The 24,708-nt window shown below is 71.2% G+C and carries 24 protein-coding genes and 1 pseudogene; 9 read left to right on the top strand and 16 right to left on the bottom strand.

Going from position 1 to position 24,708, the window contains the following annotated elements; all coding sequences use genetic code 11:
• The first annotated feature begins 236 nt into the window (after positions 1 to 236).
• The gene (locus tag ACWD35_RS30450) at positions 237 to 872 is read left to right on the top strand and encodes a response regulator (RefSeq protein WP_451354529.1); all 636 of its coding nucleotides are present in this window, start codon (positions 237 to 239) and stop codon (positions 870 to 872) included.
• Between the two features lie 27 nt (positions 873 to 899).
• Here the strand turns inward: ACWD35_RS30450 and ACWD35_RS30445 are convergent, their stop codons facing one another.
• Both ACWD35_RS30445 and leuA read right to left on the bottom strand, forming a co-directional pair.
• Positions 900 to 1,595 carry a TerB family tellurite resistance protein gene (locus ACWD35_RS30445; protein ID WP_451354528.1) on the bottom strand — a complete coding sequence of 232 codons (696 nt, stop codon included), beginning with the start codon at positions 1,593 to 1,595 and terminating at the stop codon, positions 900 to 902.
• 205 nt (positions 1,596 to 1,800) lie between these two features.
• On the bottom strand, positions 1,801 to 3,522 hold the full coding sequence (leuA, locus tag ACWD35_RS30440; RefSeq protein ID WP_451354527.1) for a 2-isopropylmalate synthase: 1,722 nt from the start codon (positions 3,520 to 3,522) through the stop codon (positions 1,801 to 1,803).
• A 361-nt stretch (positions 3,523 to 3,883) separates the two neighbouring features.
• Here leuA and ACWD35_RS30435 point away from each other — a divergent pair, with 361 nt between their 5' ends.
• From ACWD35_RS30435 to ACWD35_RS30420, 4 genes are read left to right on the top strand one after another with little or no spacing between them, the layout of a single operon-like run.
• Positions 3,884 to 4,951: a M4 family metallopeptidase gene (locus ACWD35_RS30435; protein ID WP_451354526.1), complete on the top strand. Its 1,068-nt coding sequence runs from the start codon at positions 3,884 to 3,886 to the stop codon at positions 4,949 to 4,951.
• A 21-nt stretch (positions 4,952 to 4,972) separates the two neighbouring features.
• Positions 4,973 to 5,239 (top strand): protealysin inhibitor emfourin, encoded by a 267-nt coding sequence (locus ACWD35_RS30430; RefSeq protein ID WP_451354525.1) that lies wholly within the window; start codon positions 4,973 to 4,975, stop codon positions 5,237 to 5,239.
• Positions 5,240 to 5,297: 58 nt separating this feature from the next.
• The gene (locus tag ACWD35_RS30425; protein ID WP_451354524.1) at positions 5,298 to 6,611 is read left to right on the top strand and encodes a GH1 family beta-glucosidase; all 1,314 of its coding nucleotides are present in this window, start codon (positions 5,298 to 5,300) and stop codon (positions 6,609 to 6,611) included.
• On the top strand, positions 6,608 to 7,870 hold the full coding sequence (locus ACWD35_RS30420; RefSeq protein ID WP_451354523.1) for an MFS transporter: 1,263 nt from the start codon (positions 6,608 to 6,610) through the stop codon (positions 7,868 to 7,870). The genes ACWD35_RS30425 and ACWD35_RS30420 overlap by 4 nt, the downstream gene beginning before the upstream one ends.
• Positions 7,871 to 7,889: 19 nt before the next feature.
• Here the strand turns inward: ACWD35_RS30420 and ACWD35_RS30415 are convergent, their stop codons facing one another.
• Positions 7,890 to 8,744, bottom strand: coding sequence for an NAD-dependent epimerase/dehydratase family protein (locus ACWD35_RS30415; protein WP_451354522.1), 855 nt, complete (start codon positions 8,742 to 8,744; stop codon positions 7,890 to 7,892).
• A gap of 135 nt (positions 8,745 to 8,879) precedes the next feature.
• On the opposite strand from ACWD35_RS30415, the gene ACWD35_RS30410 reads away from it, so the two are divergent.
• Positions 8,880 to 9,728, top strand: a complete 849-nt coding sequence (locus ACWD35_RS30410; RefSeq protein ID WP_451354521.1) for a helix-turn-helix transcriptional regulator — start codon at positions 8,880 to 8,882, stop codon at positions 9,726 to 9,728.
• A 278-nt stretch (positions 9,729 to 10,006) separates the two neighbouring features.
• Here ACWD35_RS30410 and era read toward each other — a convergent pair whose 3' ends face one another.
• Positions 10,007 to 10,960 carry a GTPase Era gene (era, locus tag ACWD35_RS30405; RefSeq protein ID WP_451354520.1) on the bottom strand — a complete coding sequence of 318 codons (954 nt, stop codon included), beginning with the start codon at positions 10,958 to 10,960 and terminating at the stop codon, positions 10,007 to 10,009.
• 125 nt (positions 10,961 to 11,085) lie between these two features.
• Here era and ACWD35_RS30400 point away from each other — a divergent pair.
• Positions 11,086 to 11,370: pseudogene (locus tag ACWD35_RS30400) on the top strand (ammonium transporter); the annotation flags it as partial.
• 59 nt (positions 11,371 to 11,429) lie between these two features.
• Here the strand turns inward: ACWD35_RS30400 and ACWD35_RS30395 are convergent.
• Complete coding sequence (locus tag ACWD35_RS30395; protein WP_451354519.1) at positions 11,430 to 12,623, bottom strand: RNA-guided endonuclease InsQ/TnpB family protein; 1,194 nt, start codon at positions 12,621 to 12,623, stop codon at positions 11,430 to 11,432.
• A gap of 95 nt (positions 12,624 to 12,718) precedes the next feature.
• On the opposite strand from ACWD35_RS30395, the gene ACWD35_RS30390 reads away from it, so the two are divergent.
• Positions 12,719 to 13,057, top strand: coding sequence for a P-II family nitrogen regulator (locus ACWD35_RS30390; protein WP_225836951.1), 339 nt, complete (start codon positions 12,719 to 12,721; stop codon positions 13,055 to 13,057).
• On the opposite strand, the gene ACWD35_RS30385 is transcribed toward ACWD35_RS30390, so the two are convergent.
• The 5 genes from ACWD35_RS30385 to ACWD35_RS30365 all read right to left on the bottom strand — a co-directional run bounded on the left by ACWD35_RS30385 (position 12,951) and on the right by ACWD35_RS30365 (position 17,428).
• Positions 12,951 to 13,961 (bottom strand): WxL protein peptidoglycan domain-containing protein, encoded by a 1,011-nt coding sequence (locus tag ACWD35_RS30385; protein ID WP_451354518.1) that lies wholly within the window; start codon positions 13,959 to 13,961, stop codon positions 12,951 to 12,953. The genes ACWD35_RS30390 and ACWD35_RS30385 overlap by 107 nt on opposite strands.
• A gap of 59 nt (positions 13,962 to 14,020) precedes the next feature.
• Entirely contained in the window at positions 14,021 to 15,349 is a 1,329-nt protein-coding gene (locus tag ACWD35_RS30380) for a beta-xylosidase (protein ID WP_451354517.1), read from the bottom strand.
• A 166-nt stretch (positions 15,350 to 15,515) separates the two neighbouring features.
• Positions 15,516 to 15,992: a hypothetical protein gene (locus tag ACWD35_RS30375; RefSeq protein WP_451354516.1), complete on the bottom strand. Its 477-nt coding sequence runs from the start codon at positions 15,990 to 15,992 to the stop codon at positions 15,516 to 15,518.
• A gap of 184 nt (positions 15,993 to 16,176) precedes the next feature.
• Entirely contained in the window at positions 16,177 to 16,539 is a 363-nt protein-coding gene (locus ACWD35_RS30370) for a cytidine deaminase (protein WP_451354515.1), read from the bottom strand.
• A gap of 28 nt (positions 16,540 to 16,567) precedes the next feature.
• Entirely contained in the window at positions 16,568 to 17,428 is an 861-nt protein-coding gene (locus ACWD35_RS30365; RefSeq protein ID WP_451354556.1) for a helix-turn-helix transcriptional regulator, read from the bottom strand.
• 110 nt (positions 17,429 to 17,538) lie between these two features.
• Here ACWD35_RS30365 and ACWD35_RS30360 point away from each other — a divergent pair, with 110 nt between their 5' ends.
• Positions 17,539 to 18,960 carry an MFS transporter gene (locus ACWD35_RS30360; RefSeq protein WP_451354514.1) on the top strand — a complete coding sequence of 474 codons (1,422 nt, stop codon included), beginning with the start codon at positions 17,539 to 17,541 and terminating at the stop codon, positions 18,958 to 18,960.
• Positions 18,961 to 19,022: 62 nt separating this feature from the next.
• Here ACWD35_RS30360 and ACWD35_RS30355 read toward each other — a convergent pair whose 3' ends face one another.
• The 6 genes from ACWD35_RS30355 to ACWD35_RS30330 all read right to left on the bottom strand — a co-directional run bounded on the left by ACWD35_RS30355 (position 19,023) and on the right by ACWD35_RS30330 (position 24,708).
• Entirely contained in the window at positions 19,023 to 19,382 is a 360-nt protein-coding gene (locus tag ACWD35_RS30355; RefSeq protein ID WP_451354513.1) for an MmcQ/YjbR family DNA-binding protein, read from the bottom strand.
• On the bottom strand, positions 19,379 to 20,680 hold the full coding sequence (locus ACWD35_RS30350; protein ID WP_451354512.1) for a hemolysin family protein: 1,302 nt from the start codon (positions 20,678 to 20,680) through the stop codon (positions 19,379 to 19,381). The genes ACWD35_RS30355 and ACWD35_RS30350 overlap by 4 nt, the downstream gene beginning before the upstream one ends.
• Positions 20,681 to 20,696: 16 nt before the next feature.
• Positions 20,697 to 21,194, bottom strand: coding sequence for an rRNA maturation RNase YbeY (gene ybeY, locus ACWD35_RS30345; RefSeq protein WP_451354511.1), 498 nt, complete (start codon positions 21,192 to 21,194; stop codon positions 20,697 to 20,699).
• A 12-nt stretch (positions 21,195 to 21,206) separates the two neighbouring features.
• Entirely contained in the window at positions 21,207 to 22,286 is a 1,080-nt protein-coding gene (locus tag ACWD35_RS30340) for a PhoH family protein (RefSeq protein WP_451354510.1), read from the bottom strand.
• Positions 22,287 to 22,420: 134 nt separating this feature from the next.
• Positions 22,421 to 23,560: a carbohydrate kinase family protein gene (locus ACWD35_RS30335; RefSeq protein ID WP_451354555.1), complete on the bottom strand. Its 1,140-nt coding sequence runs from the start codon at positions 23,558 to 23,560 to the stop codon at positions 22,421 to 22,423.
• Between the two features lie 155 nt (positions 23,561 to 23,715).
• Positions 23,716 to 24,708 (bottom strand): adenosine deaminase, encoded by a 993-nt coding sequence (locus tag ACWD35_RS30330; protein ID WP_451354509.1) that lies wholly within the window; start codon positions 24,706 to 24,708, stop codon positions 23,716 to 23,718.

The following is a 24,708-nucleotide window of genomic DNA, read 5'->3' as shown; positions in this document are numbered from 1 at the left end:
GCCACCCGGCCCGCAGGGACCGAGAAGCCGCTCGCCGAGACCGGGACACCGCGAGACGAAACCCGGCCCGCGGAGAGCCGGACCCTGCCGACCCCGCCCACCAAGACGGCGCCCCCGTCCACAGAAACCCAGACCCCGCGAGACGAAACCCGGCCCGCAGAGGGCCAGGCCTCGCCGGCCCCGCCCGCCGGGAGCCGGACCCCGCCGACCCCGCCCGCCGAGACCGAGGCCCGCCCGTGACCGACAACCCCGTCCGCCTCCTTCTCGCCGACGACCACCCCGTGGTGCGGGCCGGGCTGCGGGCCGTCCTGGAGACCGAACCGGGGCTCGTCGTGGTGGCCGAGGCCGCCACCGCCGAGGACGCCGTCGCCCGCGCCGCCGCGGGCGGCATCGACGTCGTGCTGATGGACCTGCAGTTCGGCAAGGGGATGGGCGGCGCCGAGGCCACCGCCGCGATCACCGCCCGGCCGGGCGCCCCCCGGGTCGTGATCGTCACCACCTACGACTCCGACGCCGACACCCTCCCGGCCATCGAAGCCGGCGCCACCGGCTATCTCCTCAAGGACGCCCCTCCGGAGGAGCTGGCCGCCGCCGTGCGCACGGCGGCCACCGGGCGCACGGCACTGGCGCCCGCGGTCGCGGACCGGCTCATGAACCGGCTGCGCGCTCCCGGCACCTCACTGACCCGGCGGGAGACCGAGGTCCTCGCCCTGGTCGCCGAGGGTCTGTCCAACCAGGCCGTCGCCCGGCGGCTCCACCTCACCGAAGGCACCGTCAAGTCCCATCTGGCCCGCGTCTACGCCAAGCTCGGCGTCGACTCACGCACCGCCGCCGTCGCCGCCGCCAGCGACCTCGGTCTCATCCGGCGCTGACGGCACCCGATCGCCGAGGACCCCCGGTCAGGACGGAGTCCGGGCCGCGGCCAGCAGCCGGCTGACGTCGTCGGAGCAGATGGTGAGCGCCGCGCCGATGGTGGTGAGGACTTCGCGTTCGGCGGGCGTGTAGGGCCCGTCGGCCAGCGCGATCCGGGCGGCCTGGAGGAGCAGGGACTCGCGTCCCGGGGTGGCCAGGTGCGGGGCGAGCGGGTCGAGGGCCTCGTGCAGCTCTATGGCGAGGCTGGACCCGCAGGGCCCGCCGAGGACCCGGCCGGTGTCGGCGGCCACGGCCTCGACCAGGGCGGCCAGCTGGTCCTCGGTGCACCCGTCGAAGCCGGCCGCGCGGACCGCTCCGGCGGCGGTCTCCAGGGCCGTACGGGAGCAGGTGCCGCCCGCGGCGAGCACGGCGAGGGCGACGGTGTGCACGGCGTCGCGGAGCATCGCGGCGAAGCGGCGGGTGGTGGGGTGGTCGAGGACGTCGGTGCCGAAGTGGTGGCGGCAGGCCGCGCACTCCACGACCGGTCCGGTCGTCCCGCGCGGCAGCACGGGCATCCCGAAGAGGGTGACGCGGCGGCGGCCGGTGAGCCGCTGGTAGTTGCGGTCCCCGCCGCAGCCGGGGCAGAAGAACTCGCCGTCCCCGACCGGTGTCCACGCGGTGCGGATGCCCAGGATGCGCACAGCCCTGGCGGCGCGGTCTTCTCGTCCCCGTACTGGCAGCACGTCGCACCTCCGTAACCGCGCGGCAACATCGCAGCGCTTGCGTGATGTTAGCCACACCACGGAGGTTCAGTCAGTACCCCGTAAGAGACCTTTCCGTGACCTGCTGGCCACGCTGGCCGAGAAGCGACGAGCAGCGAACGGGTCCCGGCCGCCGCAAGCAGCGGCCGGGGCCCCGAAATGCCCGGTCAGGAGCGGGTCACCGCCGTCAGCGGGCCGCGCGGTTCACCGCGGAGACGACCGCCTTCAGCGACGCACGCGTCGTGTTCGCGTCGATGCCGATCCCCCACAGGACCTTGCCGTCGATCGCGCATTCGATGTACGAGGCGGCCTGCGCGGAGGCGCCCTCGCTCATCGTGTGCTCCTGGTAGTCCAGCAGGCGTACGTCCAGGCCGATGGACTCCAGGGCGTCGAAGAACGCCGAGATCGGACCGTTGCCGGAGCCGGACAGGACGGTGTCCTCACCGTCGACGGTGGCCTCGACGGTCAGCGTGTCGACGCCGTCCGTGTCGGTGGTCGACTGGCCGGTCTTCACCTGGATACGGCCCCAGGGGTTGTCCGGGTTCGGCAGGTACTCGTCCTGGAAGACCGCCCAGATCTCCTTCGGCGTGATCTCGCCGCCCTCGGCGTCCGTCTTCGCCTGGATGAGCTTCGAGAACTCGATCTGCATGCGGCGCGGCAGGTCCAGCTTGTGGTCGTTCTTCAGGACGTAGGAGATACCGCCCTTGCCGGACTGCGAGTTGACGCGGATGACGGCCTCGTAGGAGCGGCCGACGTCCTTCGGGTCGATCGGCAGGTACGGGACCGCCCACTCGATGTCGTCGACGGTGACGCCCTTGGCCTTGGCCTCGGCCTCCATGGCGTCGAAGCCCTTCTTGATGGCGTCCTGGTGGGAGCCGGAGAAGGACGTGTAGACCAGGTCGCCCACGTACGGGTGGCGCGGGTGGACCTCCATCTGGTTGCAGTACTCCCACGTACGGCGGATCTCGTCGATGTCGGAGAAGTCGATCTGCGGGTCGACGCCCTGGGAGAACAGGTTCATGCCCAGGGTGACCAGGTCGACGTTGCCGGTGCGCTCGCCCTGCCCGAACAGGCAGCCCTCGACGCGGTCGGCGCCGGCCATCACGGCCAGCTCGGCCGCGGCCACGGCCGTACCGCGGTCGTTGTGCGGGTGGACGGACAGGCAGACGTACTCGCGGCGGGAGAGGTTGCGGTGCATCCACTCGAAGCGGTCCGCGTGCGTGGACGGGGTCGAACGCTCCACGGTGGCGGGCAGGTTGAGGATGATCTCGCGGCCCGGGCCCGGCTGGTAGACGTCCATGACCGCCTCGCAGACCTCCAGCGCGAAGTCCAGCTCGGTGTCGGTGAAGATCTCCGGGCTGTACTGGTAGCCGAAATCGGTCTCGGGGCCCAGCAGCTTCTCGGCGTACTCCATCACCAGGCGGGTGCCGTCGACGGCGATCTGCTTGATGTCGTCCTTGGAGCCGCGGAAGACGACCCGGCGGAAGACCGGGGCGGTGGCGTTGTACAGGTGGACGGTGGCCCGGCGGGCGCCCTTCAGGGACTCCACGGTCCGCTCGATCAGGTCCTCGCGGGCCTGGGTCAGCACGGAGATGGTCACGTCCTCGGGGATCGCGCCCTCTTCCTCGATGATCGAGCGCACGAAGTCGAAGTCGGTCTGGCCGGAGGCGGGGAAGCCGACCTCGATCTCCTTGTAGCCCATCTTGACCAGCTGGTCGAACATCCGGCGCTTGCGCTCGGGCGACATCGGGTCGATCAGGGACTGGTTGCCGTCACGCAGGTCGGTGGAGAGCCAGCGGGGGGCGACGGTGGTGCGCTGTTCCGGCCAGGCGCGGTCCGGGATGTCGACCTGCTCGTAGCGGCCGTACTTGTGGATCGGCATGGAACTGGGCTGCTGGCGGTTCGCCATGATTGCGTGGGCTCCTCGAGAAGACCGCGGGTCCGCGGGTCCGGTGGACGGCCGACGACGCAACGCCAGAGCTCCGCGGGGAGGGAGTCGGCCTTTGACTACAGGCCCTCGCCGCGGCAGCTAAGAAGAAGCAGCCCGAAACGCATGATGCTGCGCAGCCTAGCCGAGCCGCGCCGGGTGCGCGGGCCTGTATCAGTATGCGGAACCGGGTCGGAAAACAGGACAAAGAGTGCGCCACGCCACTCGCCGGTCGCCGTCCCCTACCACTCCGCGACACAGAGTGATGACGAATGTCCGCGTATTTCACCAATCAAGGTCGCTAGTAGTGACAGCGACATCACTCAGTGCAAGGGTTCCGGGCATGACGACCAACGGGGGCTTCGAGCCCGTCTTCTGCACGATCGTCCCGCCGCACATCCTCGACCACCTCGCGCGGCACGACGACGTCTCCCTCGCCCAGCGCGCGCTCCAGACCCTGGAGCACGACTCCGCACAGCGCACCCGCCGCCGCGTGACCGCGGTCCGCACCGCGGCCACCCTCGCCGCCTCGGCGCCCGACACCAGCAGCCCGAACCGCACGATCTACGACGCCCAGCACCGGACCACCCTGCCGGGCAAGAAGGTCCGCGCGGAGGGCCACGACCCGGTCCAGGACGGCTCCGTCAACCGCGCCTACGCGGGCCTGGGCGCCACCTTCGAGCTGTACCTGAAGGCCTACCGGCGCGACTCCATCGACGGCAGCGGACTGCCGCTGAACGCGAGCGTGCACTACGGCGAGAACTACGACAACGCCTTCTGGGACGGCCGGCAGATGGTCTTCGGGGACGGCGACGGCGAGATCTTCGTCGACTTCACCACCTCCGTCGACGTCATCGGACACGAACTCACCCACGGGGTCACGCAGTACACCGCGAACCTGGAGTACTACGGCCAGTCCGGCGCCCTCAACGAGTCGGTCTCCGACGTCTTCGGCTCCCTGATCAAGCAGTACTCGCTCGGCCAGACCGCCGACCAGGCCGACTGGCTGATCGGCGAGGGCCTGCTCGCCCCGGCCGTCCACGGCACCGCGCTGCGCTCGATGAAGGCCCCGGGCACGGCGTACGACGACCCCAACCTCGGCAAGGACCCGCAGCCCGCGACGATGGACGGCTATGTCCACACCAGCCGCGACAACGGCGGCGTGCACATCAACTCCGGCATCCCGAACCACGCCTTCTACCTGACCGCCACGGCCCTCGCCGGGCAAGCCTGGGAGAGGGCCGGGCAGATCTGGTACGACGTCCTCACCGGCGGCGAGCTGGGATCGGGCGCGGACTTCGCGGCCTTCGCCGCGCTGACGGTGAAGGCGGCCCGGGAGCGGTACGGCGCCGGGGACGAGCTGCAGGCCGTGCAGAAGGCGTGGGAGCAGGTCGGGGTGCCGTCGGCGTAGTTCCGTACTAGACATGGACCCATGCAGATTCAGGTGAGGCGCACGGGTGGTTTCGCGGGCATCGAGCGGTTTGCCGAGGTGGACACCTCGGGGCGCGCCGATGCGGACGAGTGGCAGGCCCTGGCCGGGCAGGCGGTCGCCGACGGCCGGGGCACGCCGCCCGTGGGAGTACCAGACGGCTTCAACTACGAGATCACCGTGGACGGGCACACGGTGTACTGCGCGGACCCGCGGCTGACCGACGAGCAGCGCAAGCTGATCTCGCGGGTGCTCAAGGAAGGCGCGTAACCACCTTTTCCTGCGCGGGCGTTGACTTCTGTTACCGCCGGTAAAGATGATCCCGCGCATGGCGACTGATGCAGGCAATCAGATCCCCCGCTTCCCGGCCGGCTTCCTGTGGGGCGTCTCGACCTCGGCACACCAGATCGAGGGCGCCGTCGGCGAACGCGAGGCGTCCGTGTGGGACGCGTTCACGGCCGGGCCGGGGCGGGTGAAGGACGGCTCGACGGCGGCGGTGACCTGCGACCACTACCACCGCCACCCGGAGGACGTGGCCCTCCTCGCCGAGCTCGGCGTGGACGCCTACCGCTTCTCGATCTCCTGGCCCCGGGTGAACTCCCCCGGCGGCCTCGACTTCTACGACCGCCTGGTGGACGAGCTGTGCGCGGCAGGCGTACGGCCCGTGCCCACCCTCTACCACTGGGACCTGCCGGCGGCGCTGGACTGGCTGGACCGGGACACCGCGGCCCGGTTCGCCGCGTACGTGTCGGTGGTGGCCGAACGGCTGGGCGACCGCGTGCACAAGTGGATCACGCTCAACGAGCCCGCCGAACACACCCTGCTGGGACACGCGCTGGGCATCCACGCGCCCGGCAAACAGCTCCTGTTCGACGCCCTCCCCGTCGCCCACCACCAGCTCCTCGCCCACGGCCTGGCCGTACGGGCCCTGCGCGCGGCCGGGGCGACGGACATCGGCATCGCCAACTCCCACGGGCCGACCTGGGCCGCCTCGAAGGAGCAGGCCGACGTGGAGGCGGCGGACTTCTACGACGTCCTGCTGAACCGGACGTTCGTCGAGCCGATCCTCCTGGGCGCTTACCCGGAGGGCATCGGCGAGCTGATGCCGGGCGATGTGGCCGGGGACCTGAAGGTCATCGCCGAGCCGGTCGACTTCTACGGCGTCAACTACTACGCACCGACCAGGGTGGGCGCCCCGAAGGGCACGGAGACCGAGTTCGGCGGGATCACCATGCCGGCCGAACTCCCCTTCTCCGTCCAGGAGATCGAGGGGCGCCCGGTCACCGACTTCGGCTGGCCCATCGTCCCGGAGGGGCTGACCGAGCTGCTGACCGGCTTCCGCGACCGCTACGGCGACCGGCTCCCGCCGATCGTCATCACCGAGAACGGCTGCTCGTACGAGGGCGTCGACGACCAGGACCGCATCGCCTACCTGGACGCCCACATCCGCGCCCTGCAGGCGGCCTCGCAGGCGGGTGTGGACGTGCGCGGCTACTTCGTCTGGTCCCTGATGGACAACTGGGAGTGGGCGGAGGGCTACGCGCGCCGCTTCGGCCTCGTGCACGTCGACTACGCGACCCAGCAGCGCACCCCGAAGGCCTCGTACCACTGGTTCCGGGACGTGCTGCGGGCGCAGAGATGACCACGACCCGCCCGACGGGCCCGGCCCTCGCCCTCGCCGAGCCCGTCGAACCGGTCGGCCGGGGCTGGACGGCGGCCCTGTCGCTGGCCAACGGGGCGATATGGGTGGGCTGGTTCGGACCGCTGCAGATCCTGCTCGCCTCCCAGGCCAAGGACTTCGCGCCCGGCTCCGGGATGTCGAAGGAGACGATGCTGGCCTGGGTGACGGGGGCCGGCGCGGTGGTGTCGCTGGTGGCGAACCCGGTCTTCGGCGCGCTGTCCGACCGCACGACCTCCCGCCGGGGCCGCCGTACGCCATGGATCGTGGCCGGGACGGCGGGTGGCGCGCTCTCGCTGCTGCTGCTCGCGGGCGCGGGCGGGGTGTGGACGATGGCGGCGGGCTGGTGCCTGGTCCAGCTGACGCTGAACGCGGCCTTCGCGGCGGTGACGGCGGCGGTGCCGGACCGCGTGCCGCGGCTCCAACGGGGCGCTGTGGGCGGTTGGTTGGGGGCGGCACAGATCCTCGGGGTGGTCGGCGGGACGGGGCTTGCGACCGCGGCGGGCGGGGTCGGGGCCGGGTACGTCGCGTGCGCGGTGTTCACGGCGGTGGGCGTGCTGCCGTACGTCCTGCGCCACGAGGACCTGCGGCTGCCGCCCGAGGCACGGCCGTCCTGGTCCTGGCGGGGCTTTCTCGCGGGCTTCTGGCTCAGCCCGCGCCGCTACCCGGACCTGGGCTGGGCATGGCTGACCCGGTTCCTGATCAACCTGAGCAACTCGCTCGTCCTGCTCTACCTCCTCTACTACCTGCGGGACCGCATCCACTACCACGACCCCGACCAGGGCGTGCTGATCCTGACGGCGGTGAACGGGCTGACGCTGCTCGCGACGGTCGTCGTCGGGGGCGTCTGGTCGGACCGGGTGGGCCGGCGCAAGCCGTTCGTGCTCTGGTCGGGTGCGCTGATGGCGGTGGCGACGGCGGCGCTGTCGGGGTGGCAGACCTGGCCGGGCGCGATCGTGGCGGCGGCGCTCCTCGGCATCGGCTTCGGCGTGTTCACGTCGGTCGACTTCGCGCTGATGACGGACGTCCTGCCGAAGGCCGGGGACCGGGGCAAGGACCTCGGCGTCATCAACGTGGCCAACGCCCTGCCCCAGGTCGCGGCACCCGCCCTGGCCGCACCGATCGTCACCTACCTGGGCGGCTACCGGGTGCTGTACCTGGTGGCGGCGGTGATCGGGCTGGCGGGGGCGGGGCTGGTGGGCCGGATCCGGGGAGTGGACTGAGGCGGGGCCGCGGGCGGGGTCAGAGGGCTCCGGCGTCCCGGGCGGTCCAGATCGTGGGGTACTGCGGGCGGAAGCCCAGCTCGCGCCGGATGCGGTCGGTGGAGACGATGCCGTGCCAGGGGTCCTCGTCCACGCGGGTGTGGGCCTCCGCCGGGAGGTCGACGCCGAGAAGTCGGTGGACGTCCAGGGCGGTGACGGGGGCGTCGTCGGCGATGTTGTAGACGCGGCCGTCGGCACCGGGGGCGTACAGCAGACGCATGAGTCCCTGGGCGACGTCGGCCACGTGGACCAGGTGGAAGCGCTTGGCGGCGGGCCAGTGCGCGAGCCAGCGCAGGGACTGGGCGAGGTGCGGGTCGCCCTCGCCGTAGACGAAGGCGAGGCGGCCGACGCGCACGTCGAGGCCGTCGAGCGCCAGCAACTCCCACTCGGCCTCGGCCTTCGACTCCGGGTAGGCGCCCCACAGCGGCCCGCCCGGGACGCTCGCGTCGTCCTCGTCGTGCGGGCGGGCACGCCCCTCGCCGTAGACGAGGTTGGTGCTGACCTGCACGAAACGCCGTGCACCGGAGGCCACGGCGGCTCGCCCCAGCTCCACGGCGGCGTCACGGTTGACGGCCCGCATCTCCTCGTCCGGCACGCCCCGGAAGGCGGCGGCGAGGTTGACCACGGCGTCGGCTCCGGCGAGCGCCTTGCCGAGGGCCTCACTGTCGCGGAGGTCACCGACGGCGACCTGTGCGCCGAGGTCGGCGAGGGCGGCCCCGCGGCTCTCGTCCCGCACCAGGATGCGCACCTGCTCTCCGGGGCGGGCCTGCGCCAGCAGGCGGGTGACGAACGCGCGGCCGACCTGGCCGGTGGTGCCGGTGACGAGTGTCAGCATGATGTGCTCCTCCGATGATCCGTTCCTCTGGGGTGCCTCCAGCTTCGGCGCGATCCGGGCCCGGCGGGAGAGACCTCCTGATCGGGGGATTGGCACTCCCTGGATAAGCCGGGCGGACTCGGCCAGTCTTGAGGCGTGAACCGAGCCGAACTCGCCGACTTCCTGCGCCGTGGCCGCGCCCGCCTGGAACCCTCCGACGTGGGCCTCACGGCGGGCGCCCGCCGCCGTACGCCCGGGCTGCGCCGGGAGGAGGTGGCGTCCCTGGCCGGCATGTCCGCCGACTACTACACGCGCCTGGAGCAGTCCCGGGGCCCGCGCCCGTCCCGCCAGATGCTGACGGCCCTGGCGAGGGCGCTGCGCCTGACCGACGACGAGCGCGACCACCTCTTCCACCTGGCGGGCGAGGAGCCACCGCGCCGTACGGCGGCGTCGGGGCATGTCGGCCCCGGGCTGCTCCTGGTCCTGGACCGGCTGCACGACACTCCCGCACAGGTGGTGACGGACTGTGGGGACGTCCTGGCCCAGAACGCGCTGGCGAGGGCGCTGACGGGCGACGCGTCCGCCCGCCCGCCGCGGGACCGCAACCTGGTCCGCCGCTACTTCCTGGACCCGACCGCCCGCGAGCTGTTCCCGCCGGAGGACCGGGCGGAGCACGCGCGCCAGCACGTGGCCAACCTGCGGGCGGTGGCGGCGGCCCGCCCCTCGGACCCGGAACCGGCGGCGCTGGTGGCCGAACTGCGGGCGGTGAGTGAGGAGTTCGCCCAGCTGTGGGACGAGCACGAGGTGGCGGTGCGCCGCGCGTCGACGAAACGCTTCCAGCACCCGTTGGTGGGCCTCCTGGAGCTGGACTGCGCGGTCCTCCTCAACGACGCCCAGCACCACCTGCTCATCATCCACACCGCCCGCCCGGGCACGGAGTCCCACGAACGGCTCCAACTGCTGCGCGTGGTGGGCCTCCAGGACCTGTCACCGAGCCGGCCCTGACCGGGTCCGGGGCAGAGCCCCAGTGCATCAGAAGCCCAGCCTGCGCAGCTGCTTCGGGTCCCGATGTGCGCGCTGGACTTGATCCCGCCCTCTCCCCCGACCTATGGCGGGAGAGAGGACTCAGAAGCCCAGCCTGCGCAGCTGCTTCGGGTCCCGCTGCCAGTCCTTCGCGACCTTGACATGGAGGTCCAGGCTGCATCAACGTGCGGCTACCGCCGCGCGGCCGGCGTGCCCAGCAGCGCCTCGATGTGCGCGCTGGGCTTGATGGCAAAGAGGACTCAGAAGCCCAGCCTGCGCAGCTGCTTCGGGTCCCGCTGCCAGTCCTTCGCGACCTTGACATGGAGGTCCAGGAACACCGGCGTACCCAGCAGCGCTTCGATGTGCTTGCGGGACTTGATGCCGACCTCCTTCAGGCGCTTGCCCTTGGGGCCGATGATGATGCCCTTCTGGCTGGGGCGCTCGATGTAGACGTTGGCGTGGATGTCCAGCAACGGCCGGTCCGCCGGGCGGTCCTCGCGCGGGAGCATCTCCTCCACGACCACCGCGATGGAGTGCGGCAGCTCGTCGCGCACACCCTCCAGCGCCGCCTCGCGGATGAGCTCCGCGATCATGACCTGCTCGGGCTCGTCCGTGAGGTCACCCTCGGGGTAGAGGGCCGGGCCCTCCGGCAGCAGCGGGACGATCAGGTCGGCCAGCAGGCCCACCTGCTTGTCGCCGACCGCCGACACCGGCACGATCTCCGCCCACTCGAAGCCCAGCTCCTTGCCCAGCTGGTCGATCGCGATCAGCTGCTCGGCGAGGGTCTTGGAGTCGACCAGGTCGGTCTTGGTGACGATGGCGACCTTCGGGGTCTTCCGGATCCCGGCCAGCTCCTTGGCGATGAAGCGGTCGCCGGGGCCGATCTTCTCGATCGCGGGAAGGCAGAAGCCGATCACGTCGACCTCGGCCCACGTCGTCCGTACGACATCGTTGAGCCGCTCACCGAGCAGGGTGCGCGGCTTGTGGAGCCCCGGGGTGTCCACCAGGATCAGCTGGGCGTCGGGCCGGTGCACGATGCCACGCACCGTGTGCCGCGTCGTCTGCGGCTGGTCCGCGGTGATCGCCACCTTCTGCCCGACCAGAGCGTTCGTGAGGGTGGACTTGCCCGCGTTGGGACGGCCCACGAAGCAGGCGAAGCCGGCGCGGTGGGCGGTCTCGGCCGGCTCTTCGGATGACTGGGTACGAACGCTCATGCCGTTCATTGTCCCTGATCCACGAGGCCCGGCCGCACCGTGAGGGTTCGTAACCCTCAGGCAATGAAACGTCACGGAATCGTAGTCACCGAACGTAACAGAGCACCACAACCCCGTCATCGGCATTGCCGATCGGCCTGCTCGCCGAGAAGGCGATGACCGGCGGCACGGAGGGCCTCTTCTACGGCGGCGGACTCGCCCCGCTCGGCAAGCAGCTGGTCGCCGTGGTGGTCGTGGTGGTCGTGGCCGTGTACGCCTTCGCGGTGACGTACGGCCTCGGCAAGCTGCTCGACAAGGCGCTGGGCTTCCGGGCGAGCGAGGAGCAGGAGCACACCGGCCTGGACCTTACGGTGCGCGCCAACGGCGTCCTGGGCCACGGCGCCCCGGTCTGCCACTCCGTCCCCAGCGCCCGCGCGCCCAGAAGGTCACCCAGGCTTGACTTCCTCCCCCTCGTGAACGAGGGGGATTCCTACGGCTCGCGCCGTGGGGGTTCCTGCTTCGTCGCCGACTGCCCGCCCGGAGTGCTCCGTTGAGGTCTTACACCGGCTCCACAGGCCGACACCGCCAGCCCGGCGGCCTTGAGGTTGCGTGCCGCGTTCACGTCGCGGTCGTGCGTGGTGCCGCAGTCGCACGTCCACGTGCGCACGTTCAGCGGCATCTTCTCTTGCAGGGTGCCACAGTGGGAGCACAGCCTGGAGGAGGGGAAGAAGCGGTCGACCGCGATCACTTCCCGCCCGTACCAGGCGGCCTTGTACTCCAGCATGCTCCGGAACTCGCTCCATGCCGCGTCCGAGATGGCGCGGGCCAGGCTCCGGTTCCTGACCATGTTCCGCACGGTCAGGTCCTCGATCACGATCGTTTGGTTTTCACGAACGAGACGAGTGGTCAGCTTGTGCAGGCCGTCGCGGCGCCGGTCGGCGATCCGGGCATGGATCTTCGCGACCTTGTGCCGGGCCTTGGCCCGGTTGGTGCCGTCGCCCTTGGCCTTGCGGGCAAGCTCCCGCTGAGCCTTGGCGAGGCGGGCGCGGTCGCGGCGCTCGTGCCTCGGGTTGGCGATCTTCTCGCCGGTGGACAGGGTCAGCAGGTGGTCCAGGCCGACATCGACGCCGATCGCCGCGCCCGCGGCCGGGAGCGGCGTGACGGACGGGTCCTCGCACAGCAGGGACACGAACCAGCGCCCCGCACTGTCCTGGGACACGGTCACCGTCGACGGGGCCGCGCCCTTTGGCAGGGCACGCGACCACACGATGTCCAGCGGCTCGCTCATCTTCGCCAGCGTCAGCTTGCCGTCCCGGAAGCGGAAACCGCTGGTGGTGTACTCGGCGGACCTCCGCGACCTCTTCCGGGACTTGAACCGCGGATACTTCGCCCGCTTCTCCCAGAAAGCGACGAAAGCCCCTTGCAGATGCCGAAGGCACTGCTGGAGCGGGACCGACGACACGTCGCCCAGGAACGCGAGTTCCTCGGTCTTCTTCCACGCGGTCAGCATCGCCGAGGTGGCGTTGTAGTTGATCCGCTCCTGACGCGCCCACGCCTCGGTGCGGGCCGCGAGCGCCATGTTGTAGACCTTGCGCACGCATCCGAACGTGCGCGACAGCTCCGCTGCCTGCGCATCGGTCGGATAGAAGCGGTACTTGAACGCCCGCTTCACGCGAGTGGTCATCCTCACAAACTAGGCTGGCAATCGGTAAAGATCAAACCTGCGGATCAGAGCACTGCGGTCCGCCCTGAAGGGCGGAGTATCCACGGAGGAATCAGATGAAGCTCATCACCGCGATCGTCAAGCCGTACCGCCTCGACGCGGTCAAGACCGCCCTGCAGGAGCTGGGTGTGCACGGGCTGACCGTGACCGAGGCGAGCGGCTACGGCCGTCAGCGCGGCCACACGGAGGTGTACCGGGGGGCCGAGTACCGGGTCGACCTGGTGCCGAAGGCGCGGATCGAGGTCGTGGTCGAGGACGCGGTCGCCGACGACGTGATCGACGCGGTGGTCAGGGCCGCGCAGACGGGGAAGATCGGGGACGGGAAGGTGTGGTCCGTCCCCGTCGAGACGGTCGTACGGGTACGGACCGGCGAGCGCGGCCCCGACGCGCTCTGACCAGCAGCACCCCGCCCACCGCGCCCGCGCCGAGGACCAGCGAGGTCAGCAGCCAGGGCAGGGCGAGGAAGGACGCGCCCGCGGAGTCGCGGGTGCCCTGGGCGCTCGCGGTCAGCGTGACGCGGCCCCGGTCCAGCTGGGGTGCCCCGGACCAGCGTTCGGTGAGCCGGACCCGCTGGCCGGGCAGCAGCTCGGAGGGGACTCGGGTGAGGTCCCGGTCGAGCAGCGTACGGCCGAACAGCCCGCGCGCCTTCAGCTCCACCTTCGGGTCGAGGGTGACGTTCCCGGTGTTGTGCAGGGTGTAGGAGACGGTCGCCGTACTGTCGCCGAGGCCCGGCACGAGCGGCTGGTGGTGGCTGATGCGCACCTGTCCGACGGAGAGCGCGGGGAGTGCGGGTCCGCTGACCCGGAGGTAGACACGGGCGCCGACGGCCCGCTGCACGCCGAGCGCCAGTGAACCGCTGCCGGGGTCGATCCGCTCGTCGAGGGCGACGATCGCGCCCGGGTGGTCGCCGGGTTCGGCGCCCTGGGGCACGCGCAGGGTGAAGGGCACGGTGACGGTCCTGTGCCCGGGCACGGTGACCCGCGTCTTCGCGATCCGCGCCCACGCACCCACCCCTAGCATCCGCTCCTTCAGGGTGCGTACCGCGAACCCGCCGTCGCGGGCGGTGTTGTAGGCGTCGGCCGCGTAGAGCCGGAAGGTGAGCGGACGCCCGGTCTTGTTCTGGACGGCGACCTTGTCGGTGAGGGTCTGGCCGGGGTCGGCGGAGAGGTAGAAGTACGGCCGCGCGGCGACCTTCGAGGCGAGCGGGTACACGGACCAGCTGCCGTTGTCGGCGGCGTGCGCGGGCGTGGCCTGCCATGCCAGCAGGAGGCCCAGGAGGACGACGTACAGCTTGCGCATGAGTGCGGACCCCCACGGACGGAAGACAGGGGAACGGGCGGGTGCGGACGCCCGCACGCTCAGGTGAGCGTCAGCGTGAGCACGCCGGAGTACGAGCCCGGAGGCGTGAACGCCGGTACGTCCAGGGAGAGTCCGGCGTCGACGGTGAACTCACCGCCGGTGAGCGTGGCGTCGGAGGTCGACGCGAGGGTCGCTCCCGAGGTGCCCACCGTGCCCGCCGAACCGGCCTTGCAGGTGCTGGGGCTGCCCGGCTTGGTCGCGCAGGCCGGGGTCCAGCTCAGCTTCCCGGCATCGATCTTGGCGCCGGGGCCGGTGAAGTCGGTGACCTTGCCGGTCAGGGACCAGCCCGCGGGCCCGCCACGGAAGTCCTTGACGGTCACCGTCTGCAGGGACCCGGTCGAGGCCCCGCCCTTGCCGAAGTCGACCGCCGACAGCGCGACGGCGTCCCCGGCCTGGGACATGGACAGCGTTCCCGCCTTGACCGTGGTGGTCAGCTTCTGGCTGCCGGGCGGGACGGGCGTGTTGTCGTTGACGACGTAGGCCGCGGGGCCCGCGCCCTTGTCCGCGTTCCAGGAGGCGCCCTCGTACGCCACGATCCCGGTCGTCGTCTTGTCCTTGACGACCAGCGAACCGCTGAAGGAGCCCTGGGCGTTCGCGGTCACGGTGGCGGTGTCCGCGGTCTGGTTGCCCCCGGACCGCCCGGCCAGGGTGACGGTGGCGCCCGGCGTGAAGTTGCTGCCGCTGACGGCGACACTGGCGCCCGGGTCACCGGAGGCCGAACCGAGCGAGATGGCACGGGTGTTGGCCGGTGTGCCGTCGCTCGCCGTGATGGTCTCCGACGCCGGTGCGGGCGGGTTGATGACCGTGCACGGGGTGTCCAGCTCCATGATGTAGCTGGTGTGGATGTTGTAGTCGCCCGGCGAGAGGGTGATCTGGCCGGCCTTGGTGACGGTGAACGACCCGGTCATGGAGAAGGACGGGAAGGCCGCCTTCCCCGGCACCGGGGGGTTCTTCTTCGGTCCGGCGACGGTGACGCCACCGGTCTGGGCGCCACCGAGGGTGACCTTGCCGGTCGGGGTCATGATGTCGGCCGGCAGGGCCAGGTCGGTGGGGTTGCTGGCGGCGGCCGTGACCACCGTGTAGGTCACGTTGACCGTGTCGCCGACCTTCGGACTGGTCTTGTCCACCGACACACTGGCGGTGGTGGTGCCGTCGATCGGCGGGATGCCGGCGACGGCGGGCGGGATGCAGTGCGTGGCGAAGTCCACGTTCGTGCCGGCGGCACCGGCCGGAACGGCCAGCGCGCCGCCCGCGGTGACCGCGAGCGCGGTCGCCCCGAACAGTGACGCCCAGCGCCACCGTCGGGATCTGTGGGGTGTCGGACCCATGGGCCCCCTCCTGAGGGTTGCGGGCGCAGCGGCTCGTCTGCGCCGACAGGGGGCATTGATGTGGAGCAGGGGTGAGAAGTCAATGGAGATGCCGCAGAAATCTGACGGATCATCAGATTCTGCGGCATCCGGAACAGATCGCTCAGTTCACCGGGTTGGTCATGGCTCAGCTGAAGACGAACGGGCCGGGCGACTGCTTGGCGGTCGCCGTGCAGGTGATGGTGATCCCGAAGACGGTCATCTTCAGCGAGCCGCCGTACGCCTCCAGGCGGTCACCGGAGGCCACGGTGCCGCTGAGCGGACCGACGGTGACGGTGGAACCCGCGGCCATGGCCGGGTTCTTCCTGCCGCTGAAGACACTCGTACCGCCGCTCCCCTTCACGAGGGTGAGGGCGGACGAGACCGAGTCCCGCGACACCGCGATCGGCACGGTGATGGCGGAGGACTTGATGGTGATGGTGGCCGAGGTGCCGCTCTGGGTGGCGGTGAGCGTGGCCGCTCCGCCGCCGTAGATACCGCAGTTCGCGTTGATGGTCGCCGACTGTGGGGTGACGGCGACCGCGGTGGGCGCGAAGGCGAGCCCGACGGCCGCGAGGGCCCCGGCCGCTAACGCCGCACTTGTTGCCGTGCGCTTGCCTCTCATGGGGATCCGCTTCCCTTCCCTGTGAGGATGCCATGTGGGGATGGTCGGAAGGTGCGCCGACGAACGGCAGGCCTGAGCAGGTGGGTGCGGCACGCTGCGGCGGCGGTGCGGATCTGACGGGTCGTCGGAACTTACGGCTCCATTGATGCGCGAGAGGCAGGCGACGGCAAGGATGAAATCCGGACTACTCCGCGGCGCCCGCCGGGACCGTCAGCTTCACGGCTCCGTCGGGCCCGGCGAGCAGCACCGGCGTCTCGGCGCCACCGAGGTCGGCCACAGCGGCCCGGTCCCCGGCAGCGACCTCCGCCGCCTCACTCACCACGGCCGCCGCCTCCAGCGACTGCGCCCCCGACGCCACCGCCATGGCCACGGCGGTCTGCAGCGCGGTCAGCTGAAGATGCTCAAGCTGCACCGACCCGGCGACATACGTACGCCCGGTCTCGTCCCGTACGGCCGCCCCCTCGGGCACGCCGTTGCGGGCCCGTGCCGAGCGGGCCAGGGTCACGATCTTGCGGTCCTCGGGGTCAAGCGCGTTGCTCTCGGTCATGCCCCGAGCATACGGAGACACGGGCCGCTCACCCCGCCACGGGGTACATCGTTCCGCGCCTGCCCTCCGGGGAGGCCAGCCACTCCAGCTTCGCGGCGGTGTTCGCCTCGTCCAGCGGGGTGTGCAGCACGATCGACAGATCGGGCCGGGCGGGCACCGTCAGCACCGTCGACTCCACCGCCAGCAGCCCGACCACAGGATGGTGCAGCTCCTTGCGGACCTGTCCGGCGTCCTCGATGCCCTGCTCGGCCCACAGCGCCAGGAACTCCGGGCTCGCCTCGCTCACCTCGGCGAGCACCGCCCGGTACCCCTCGTCGTCCGGCCGGGCGGCACAGGCGGCCCGGAACTGAGCGACGACCGTACGCGCGTTCCGCTCCCAGCTCCTGCTCCGCGACCGGTACAGCGGATCGGTGAAGAAGTCGATGAGACAGTTCTGGGTGATGCCGGGCCGCATGCCGAGCACCAGCGCGGCGGCCTCGTTGTACATCACGCAGTTGTAGTACCGGTCCATGATGTGCGCCGGATACGGCATCCAGGTGTCGATCAGCCGCCGCAGCCCGTCGCACATGTCCCGCTTCTCGGGCGCCACTTCGGGCGCGGGCGGGTTCAGCCCGGCGAGCAGGTACAGGTGCCGCCGCTCGGCGTTGCTCAGCCGCAGCACCCGGGCGACGGAGTCGAGGACCTGCGGGGAGACGGAGATGTCCCGCCCCTGCTCCAGCCACTGGTACCAGGAGGCGCCCACCCCGGCGAGCACGGCGACCTCCTCGCGGCGCAGCCCGGGCGTACGGCGCCGGCCGCCGCCGACCGGCAGTCCGGCATCCTCGGGACTGACCCGGGCCCGCCGGCTCATCAGGAACTCGCGCAGCTCGTTCCGCCGGTGGTTCTTCATCGCCTCCGCAGCAGGCACGTACCCGCTCCTCCCCCGTCGCGTCTGGTGGTGCCACCACCACCATAAGTTCCGACTCCCCACCCGTATTCCGCGGGCCCGAAGCTCGTTCCATGGCGATCGACACCACCACCCGACCCACCACCCCTGTAGGCGAACCGCTCGGCGCCCCCCGGCTGTCGACGCGCGACAAACTCGTCCTCTTCGTCCTGTGCGCGGCCCAGTTCATGGTCGCCCTGGACTTCTCCGTCCTGAACGTGGCGCTGCCCGACCTCGGCACCGACCTCGGCATGAGCCGCTCCGCCCTGCAGTGGGCGGTCACGGCGTTCGCGCTCCCGTCCGGCGGCTTCCTGCTCCTGTTCGGCCGGATCGGCGACCTGTACGGCCGCCGCAGGCTGTTCCTCGCCGGCCTGGGCCTGTTCGGCGCGGCCTCGCTGCTGGCGACCCTGGCCTGGGATCCGGCGGCGTTCCTCGCCGGGCGCGCCCTGCAGGGCCTCGCGGCGGCGGCGATCGTTCCGACGGGCATGTCCCTGCTGACCACCACGTTCCCGGAGGGGCCGGCCCGCGACCGCGCCCTCGGCATCTCGGGCACGCTGCTGTCGCTGGGCTTCACCGTCGGCATGGTCGCGGGCGGTGGGCTCACCGACGCGCTCGGCTGGCGCTCCACGATGGCCCTGCTCACCGTGTTCGCGCTGATCGTGCTGCCGCTGGCGCCGGGCCTGCTGCCGGAGTCCCGCACCCCGGACCGCCCGCGCCTGGACGTGCCCGGCGCGGTCACCGTCACCACCGGCCTGCTGTCGCTGATCTACGCCCTGTCCACGGCCGCCGACCACGGTTTCGGCCGCCCCGACGTCATCACGGCCCTGATCGCCGGCCTCGCCCTGCTGACCGCGTTCACGGTGATCGAATCCCGCACGCAGGCCCCCCTGGTCTCGCTGCCCATGCTGCGCCGCCGCACGGTGGCGTGGGGCAACCTGGGCGGCCTGGTCACCTTCTCGATGATGTCGACGGTGGTCTTCGTGCTGACCCTGTACCTCCAGGAGATCCTGCATCTGTCGGCGTTCGAGACCGGTCTGGTCTTCGGCGTCCAGGGCGTGCTCTCGGCGGTCGCGGGCACGCTCGCCCCGAAGGCCATCGGCCGCTTCGGCGCCCGCCGCACCCTGGTGGGCTCGCTGGCCGGACAGGGCGTGCTGGTGGGGGCGCTGCTGCCGCTGAACACCCACAACTGGTCGGTCTGGCTCGCCACGGCTGCCGTGTCCCTGGCCAGCATGTGCCACCTGGGCGCGATCATCTCGTACGGCCTGACCGTCACCTCCGGCGTCCCGGACGAGGAACAGGGCCTGGCCACGGGCCTGGTGACCTCCACCCAGCAGGTCGGCCTCACGGTCGGCATCCCGCTGCTGGGCGTGCTGGCCACCACCTCCGGCAACCTGCTGACCGGCGTCCACACGGTCCTCGCCCTGGACGCGGCACTCGTCCTCGCCGCCGCGGTCCTGGTCGCCCTGGGCCTGCGCGGAGCCGACTCCAGGGCCTGAACGACCCGCTGCGCGCGGCCGTGTGCACAACACGGCCGCGCGCAGCGTCGTTCACCAACGGCCTACGGCCGGTCCAGCCGCAGCCGCTCCGCCCTCGGCAGCCCCGCGACGACGAGGTCGTACGAGTCCTCGATCAGCTCCTTCACGAGCCGGTCGGGGAGCCCGCCGTCCACGGTCACGGTGTTCCAGTGCCGTTTGTTCATGTGGTACCCGGGGATGATCAGCCCTTCGTGCTCGCCCCGCAGCCGGACCGCGTCCTCCGGGTCGCACTTGAGGTTGACCGTCAGGGGCCGCGCGTCCAGCCAGCTCAGGGCGAACATCTTGCCCAGCACCTTGAAGACCGAGACCTCCGGGCTGAACGGGAAGTCCTCCACGGCCGCGTTGAAGGACAGGCAGAAGGCGCGCAGTTTCTCGGGGGTCACTCCGGCTTCGTCTCCTCCGCGGCCGGCGCGGGTACCGGCTCCACCAGCACGGTCACGATCTTGTTCCGGCGGCCGGACGCGGCCTCCGCCGTCAGCTTCAGCCTGCGGCCGTCGGGCAGTTCGACCTCGGCCGACGCGCCGGCGATCGGCACCCGGCCGAGGGCCTTGGCGAGGAGTCCGCCGACGGTCTCCACGTCCTCGTCGTCGAACTCGTCCAGGCCGTACAGCTCGCCGAGGTCGGTGATGTCCAGGCGGGCGGTGACCCGGCAGCGGTCGTCGCCAAGGCGCTGGACGGGCGGGAGTTCCTGGTCGTACTCATCGGTGATCTCGCCGACGATCTCCTCCAGGATGTCCTCGATGGTGACGATCCCGGCGGTGCCGCCGTACTCGTCGATGACGACGGCGACGTGGTTGCGTTCCTTCTGCATCTCGCGCAGCAGGTCGCCGGCGTTCTTGGTGTCGGGCACGAACACGGCGGGGCGCATGGCCGTGGAGACCAGGTCGCCCTCCGCGTCACGGTTGATGTGCGTCTTGCGGACCAGGTCCTTCAGATACACGATCCCGACGACGTCGTCCTCGCTCTCCCCGGTCACCGGTATGCGGGAGAACCCGGAGCGCAGGGCGAGGGTGAGGGCCTGGCGGATGGTCTTGAAGCGCTCGATGGTGACGAGGTCGGTGCGGGGCACCATGACCTCGCGGACGAGGGTGTCGCCCAGCTCGAAGATCGAGTGCACCATGCGGCGCTCCTCGTCCTCGATCAGCGACTCCTTCTCGGCGAGGTCCACCAGCGCGCGCAGCTCCGCCTCGGAGGCGAACGGCCCGCGACGGAAGCCCTTGCCGGGCGTCAGCGCGTTGCCGATGAGGATCAGCAGCGACGGGATCGGGCCCATCACCCGGGCGAGCGGCAGCAGCACGTACGCCGCCACCGTCGCGGTGTTGAGCGGGTGCTGGCGGCCGATGGTGCGCGGGGAGACGCCGACGGCGACGTACGACACCAGGACCATGACGCCGATGGCGACCAGCAGCGCCTGCCAGGTGGCCGCGAACTCCTGCAGGCAGGCGTAGGTGACCAGGGCCGCCGCGGCCATCTCGCAGGCGACGCGGACCAGCAGGGCCACGTTGAGATAGCGCGTGGGGTCGGCCGCGACCTGGGCGAGCTTGGCGCTGCCCCGGCGGCCGGACTTCACGGCCTCCTCGGCGCGGAAGCTGGACACGCGTGCGATGCCCGCCTCCGCACAGGCGGCGAGCCAGGCGACGACGACGAGCGCGATCGCGCCGAGGACGATCTGCGGACTCATGGGAGGACCGTTTCGCTTACGAGACGGTCGGCGCCGGCGACGGCCCGGTCAGCCCGCGCTCGGCCCGCCACCCGTCCACGATGGCGGCCTGGAGCCCGAACATCTCCGCCTTCTCGTCGGGCTCCTCGTGGTCGTACCCCAGCAGGTGCAGCACACCATGGACGGTGAGCAGCTGGAGCTCCTCGTCCATGGAGTGCTGCGTCGGCGCCTCGGCGCCCTGCTTGGCGGCGACCTCCGGGCACAGCACGATGTCGCCGAGGAGCCCCTGCGGGAGCTCGTCGTCGTCCTTCGTGGGCGGGCGCAGCTCGTCCATCGGGAAGGACATGACATCGGTCGGACCCGGAAGGTCCATCCACTGGATGTGCAGCTGCTCCATGGCGTCGGCGTCCACGACGATCACCGACAGTTCGGAGAGCGGGTGGATGCGCATCCGAGCGAGCGCGTAGCGGGCGATGTCCAGGACCGCCTGCTCGTCTACCTCGGTGCCGGACTCGTTGTTGACGTCGATCGACATGGCCGTACTGATCTACTTCCCCTTGGTGCCCTTGGCACCGGTCTTGCCATGGCCGCCCTTGTGGGTGCCGTTCTCGGTGCCGTGCTTGCTGTCGTACAACTCGTACGCGTCGACGATACGGCCCACCAGCTTGTGCCGGACGACATCGTGGGAAGACAACCACGAGAAGTGGACGTCCTCGACGCCCTCCAGGATCTCCTGCACCTGCCGCAGACCGGACTTGGTGCCGTTCGGCAGGTCGACCTGGGTCACGTCGCCCGTGATCACGATCTTCGAGTCGAAGCCGAGGCGGGTGAGGAACATCTTCATCTGCTCGGGGCTCGTGTTCTGGGCCTCGTCCAGGATGATGAAGGCGTCGTTGAGCGTGCGTCCGCGCATGTAGGCGAGCGGCGCGACCTCGATGGTCCCGGCGGCCATCAGCCGCGGAATGGAATCCGGGTCGAGCATGTCGTGCAGCGCGTCGTACAGCGGGCGCAGGTAGGGGTCGATCTTCTCGTAGAGCGTGCCGGGCAGGAAGCCGAGCCGCTCGCCCGCCTCCACCGCCGGGCGGGTCAGGATGATCCGGTTGACCTGCTTGGACTGCAGGGCCTGCACGGCCTTGGCCATGGCCAGGTAGGTCTTGCCGGTACCAGCGGGCCCTATGCCGAACACGATGGTGTGCTTGTCGATCGCGTCGACGTAGCGCTTCTGGTTGAGGGTCTTGGGGCGGATCGTACGGCCGCGAGAGGACAGGATGTTCTGCGTCAGCACCTGCGCCGGGGTCTCCGCCCCGTCGCTCGTCCCGTTCTCGCTCGCCTTGAGCATGGCGATCGAGCGTTCCACTGCGTCCTCCGTCATCGGCTGCCCGGTGCGGAGCACCAGCATCATCTCGTCGAACACGCGCGAGATCAGGGCGACATCGGCGGGATCGCCGACCGCGTTGATCTCATTGCCCCGGACGTGTATGTCGGCCCCCGGGAAGGCCTTCTCGATCACGCGCAGCAGGGAGTCGCCGGATCCCAGTACGGTGACCATCGGGTGCTGGGCGGGGACGGTGAACTGTGCTCTCGCCCGCTCCTGCGCGGAGGTGTGAGCTGTGGGTGTCTGAGTCATGGGCCGGCGCTGTAGGCCTGCGGTTCCTCCTCGTCACGGCCGCACGGCTGAGGGCGGCCTCGCGATTCCAGGGTACGACGGTGGACTGACAAGCCCGAAGGGCTTTTCACGGGGCCACTGCTCAGCGAACCGGGTCAGCCGGCCCGCCGGAACCCGATGGTCGGCACAGCCCGCCGCAGCGGCCAGGGCCGGTCCAGCTGCTGGGGAACGAGCCCCTCAAGGAACGCATACCTCTGCAACGCCGCCGGGTCCTGCCCCGGAAGGGACTGCACCCGCCGCCACCACGCCCCGATCTCCGACCACCCCGGCGCCGACAGGGACCCCCCGAACTCCTGCACCGACAAGGCGGCCGTAAGCCCGGCGAACGCCAGCCGGTCCGCCAGCGGCCACCCCGCCAGGGACCCGGTCACGAACCCGGCGACGAACACATCCCCCGCCCCCGTCGGATCCAGCGCCTCCACGGCGATCGCGGGCACCTCGGCGGCCTCCCCGGTCCGCCGGTCCACCGCGTACGCCCCCTCCGGCCCCAGCGTCACCACGGCCACCGGCACGTACTCGGCCAGGGCGTGCGCAGCAAGCCGCGGGCAGTCGGCGCCCGTGTACCGCTTCGCCTCCTCCGCGTTGGGCAGGAACGCCTCGCAGTGCTCCAGATCGGCGAGCCCGCCCAGATCCCACGCGCCGGTGTCGTCCCAGCCGACGTCCGCGAAGATCCGGGTGCCCTCGCGGGCGGCCCGGGCGATCCAGTGGGCCCGGCTGCCAGGGGTGAGGGAGGCGACGGCGGCCCGCGCGCGGGGCGGGCAGTCGGGGGCGCCCTCTTGGATGAGCACAGCCTCCGGGGGCGGCTCGTGACCGTGGGAGACCATGGTGCGCTCGCCCTCGTAGGCCATCGACACGGTCACCGGGGAGTGCCAGCCGGGCACGGTCCGCGAGGCGGTGAGGTCGATGCCCTCGCCCTGTTCGAGCGCGTTCCAGCAGTAGTCGCCGTAGTGGTCGTCGCCGAAGGCCGCGGCCAGGGAGGTCTTCAGGCCGAGGCGGGCCAGCGCGGTGGCCATGTTGGCGACTCCGCCGGGGCTGGAGCCCATGCCCCGGGCCCAGGACTCGGTGCCGCGCACGGGCGCGGAGTCCAGGCCGGTGAAGATGATGTCCAGGAAGACCGTGCCGGTGAGGTAGACGTCCCAGGGCGGGTCGCCCGGTGTGCGCAGGGCGGCGAGCGGATCGACCTGGGCCTGACAGCGCGCTGCCCGGGTGAGGTGCTCGGGTTCCTCTCCGGCGATGGTGCGGGACGGGCTCACGGTGCGCTCCCTGCGGTGGTGCGGACCTGGCCAGTGTGCACCACACCACACTCCCGGCACGGCCGATCACACAGAAGGCGCCCGGACGCGGAGCGAAAGCGGGCAGGCCTGGGGGTGCCTCCCACGCCGGGCCGTCGTCACCCGAACTCGTACGCCTCCACCTCGGCCAGGTAACGGGCCCGCCGCTCCTCGTCGTCCTCCAGGAAGGAGGCGAGGAAGGAGTTGCGGGCCAGTTCGCGCATCCGGTCCTCGGTCAGGCCCAGGGCGGCGCGCACGGCGTGGAAGTTGTCGCCCGCGTAGCCGCCGAAGTAGGCCGGGTCGTCGGAGTTGACCGTGCACAGCAGCCCGGCGTCGAGCATGGCCGGGAGGGGGTGGTCGGCGAGCGTGTCCACGGTGCGCAGGCGGACGTTCGACAGCGGGCACAGGGTCAGCGGGACGCGCTCGCGCACCAGCCGCTCGACCAGCGCCGGGTCCTCCATGCAGCGCAGCCCGTGGTCGACGCGCTCCACGCCGAGCACGTCCAGGGCCTCGGTGATGTACTCCGGCGGCCCCTCCTCACCGGCGTGCGCCACGCGCCGCAGCCCGAGCGCGGCGGCGGCCTCGTACACCTCCCGGAACTTCACCGGCGGGTGTCCGACCTCGGCGGAGTCGAGCCCGATGCCGGTGATCCGGTCCAGGTACGGCTTGGCCGCCTCCAGGGTCGCCATGGCGGACTCGGCGGACTCATCGCGCAGGAAGCACAGGATCAGCCGGGTGGAGATCCCGTGGTTCTCCCCGCTGCGGCCGAGCGCCCGCCACAGCCCCTCCACGACCGTGCCCATGGCCACGCCCCGGGCGAGGTGGGCCTGCGGGTCGAAGAAGATCTCCGCGTGCCGCACACCCTGCGCGGCGGCTCGGGCGAGGTAGGCGTTCGCCAGGTCCGCGAAGTCCTGCTCGGTGCGCAGGACGGCCATCAGCTCGTAGTAGAGGTTCAGGAAGGACTGGAGGTCCTCGAAGTCGTACGCCTTGCGAAGCTCGCCCGTGTCCGCGTACGGAAGGGTCACGCCGTTGCGGGCGGCCAGCTCGAACGCCAGCTCGGGCTCCAGGGTGCCTTCGATGTGGAGGTGCAGTTCTGCTTTCGGAAGGGGCAT

It is taken from the genome of Streptomyces sp. NPDC002671, from assembly GCF_053592475.1.
The sequence above is the reverse complement of the archived record's forward strand: the minus strand, read 5'-3'. Positions and strand labels throughout refer to the sequence as shown.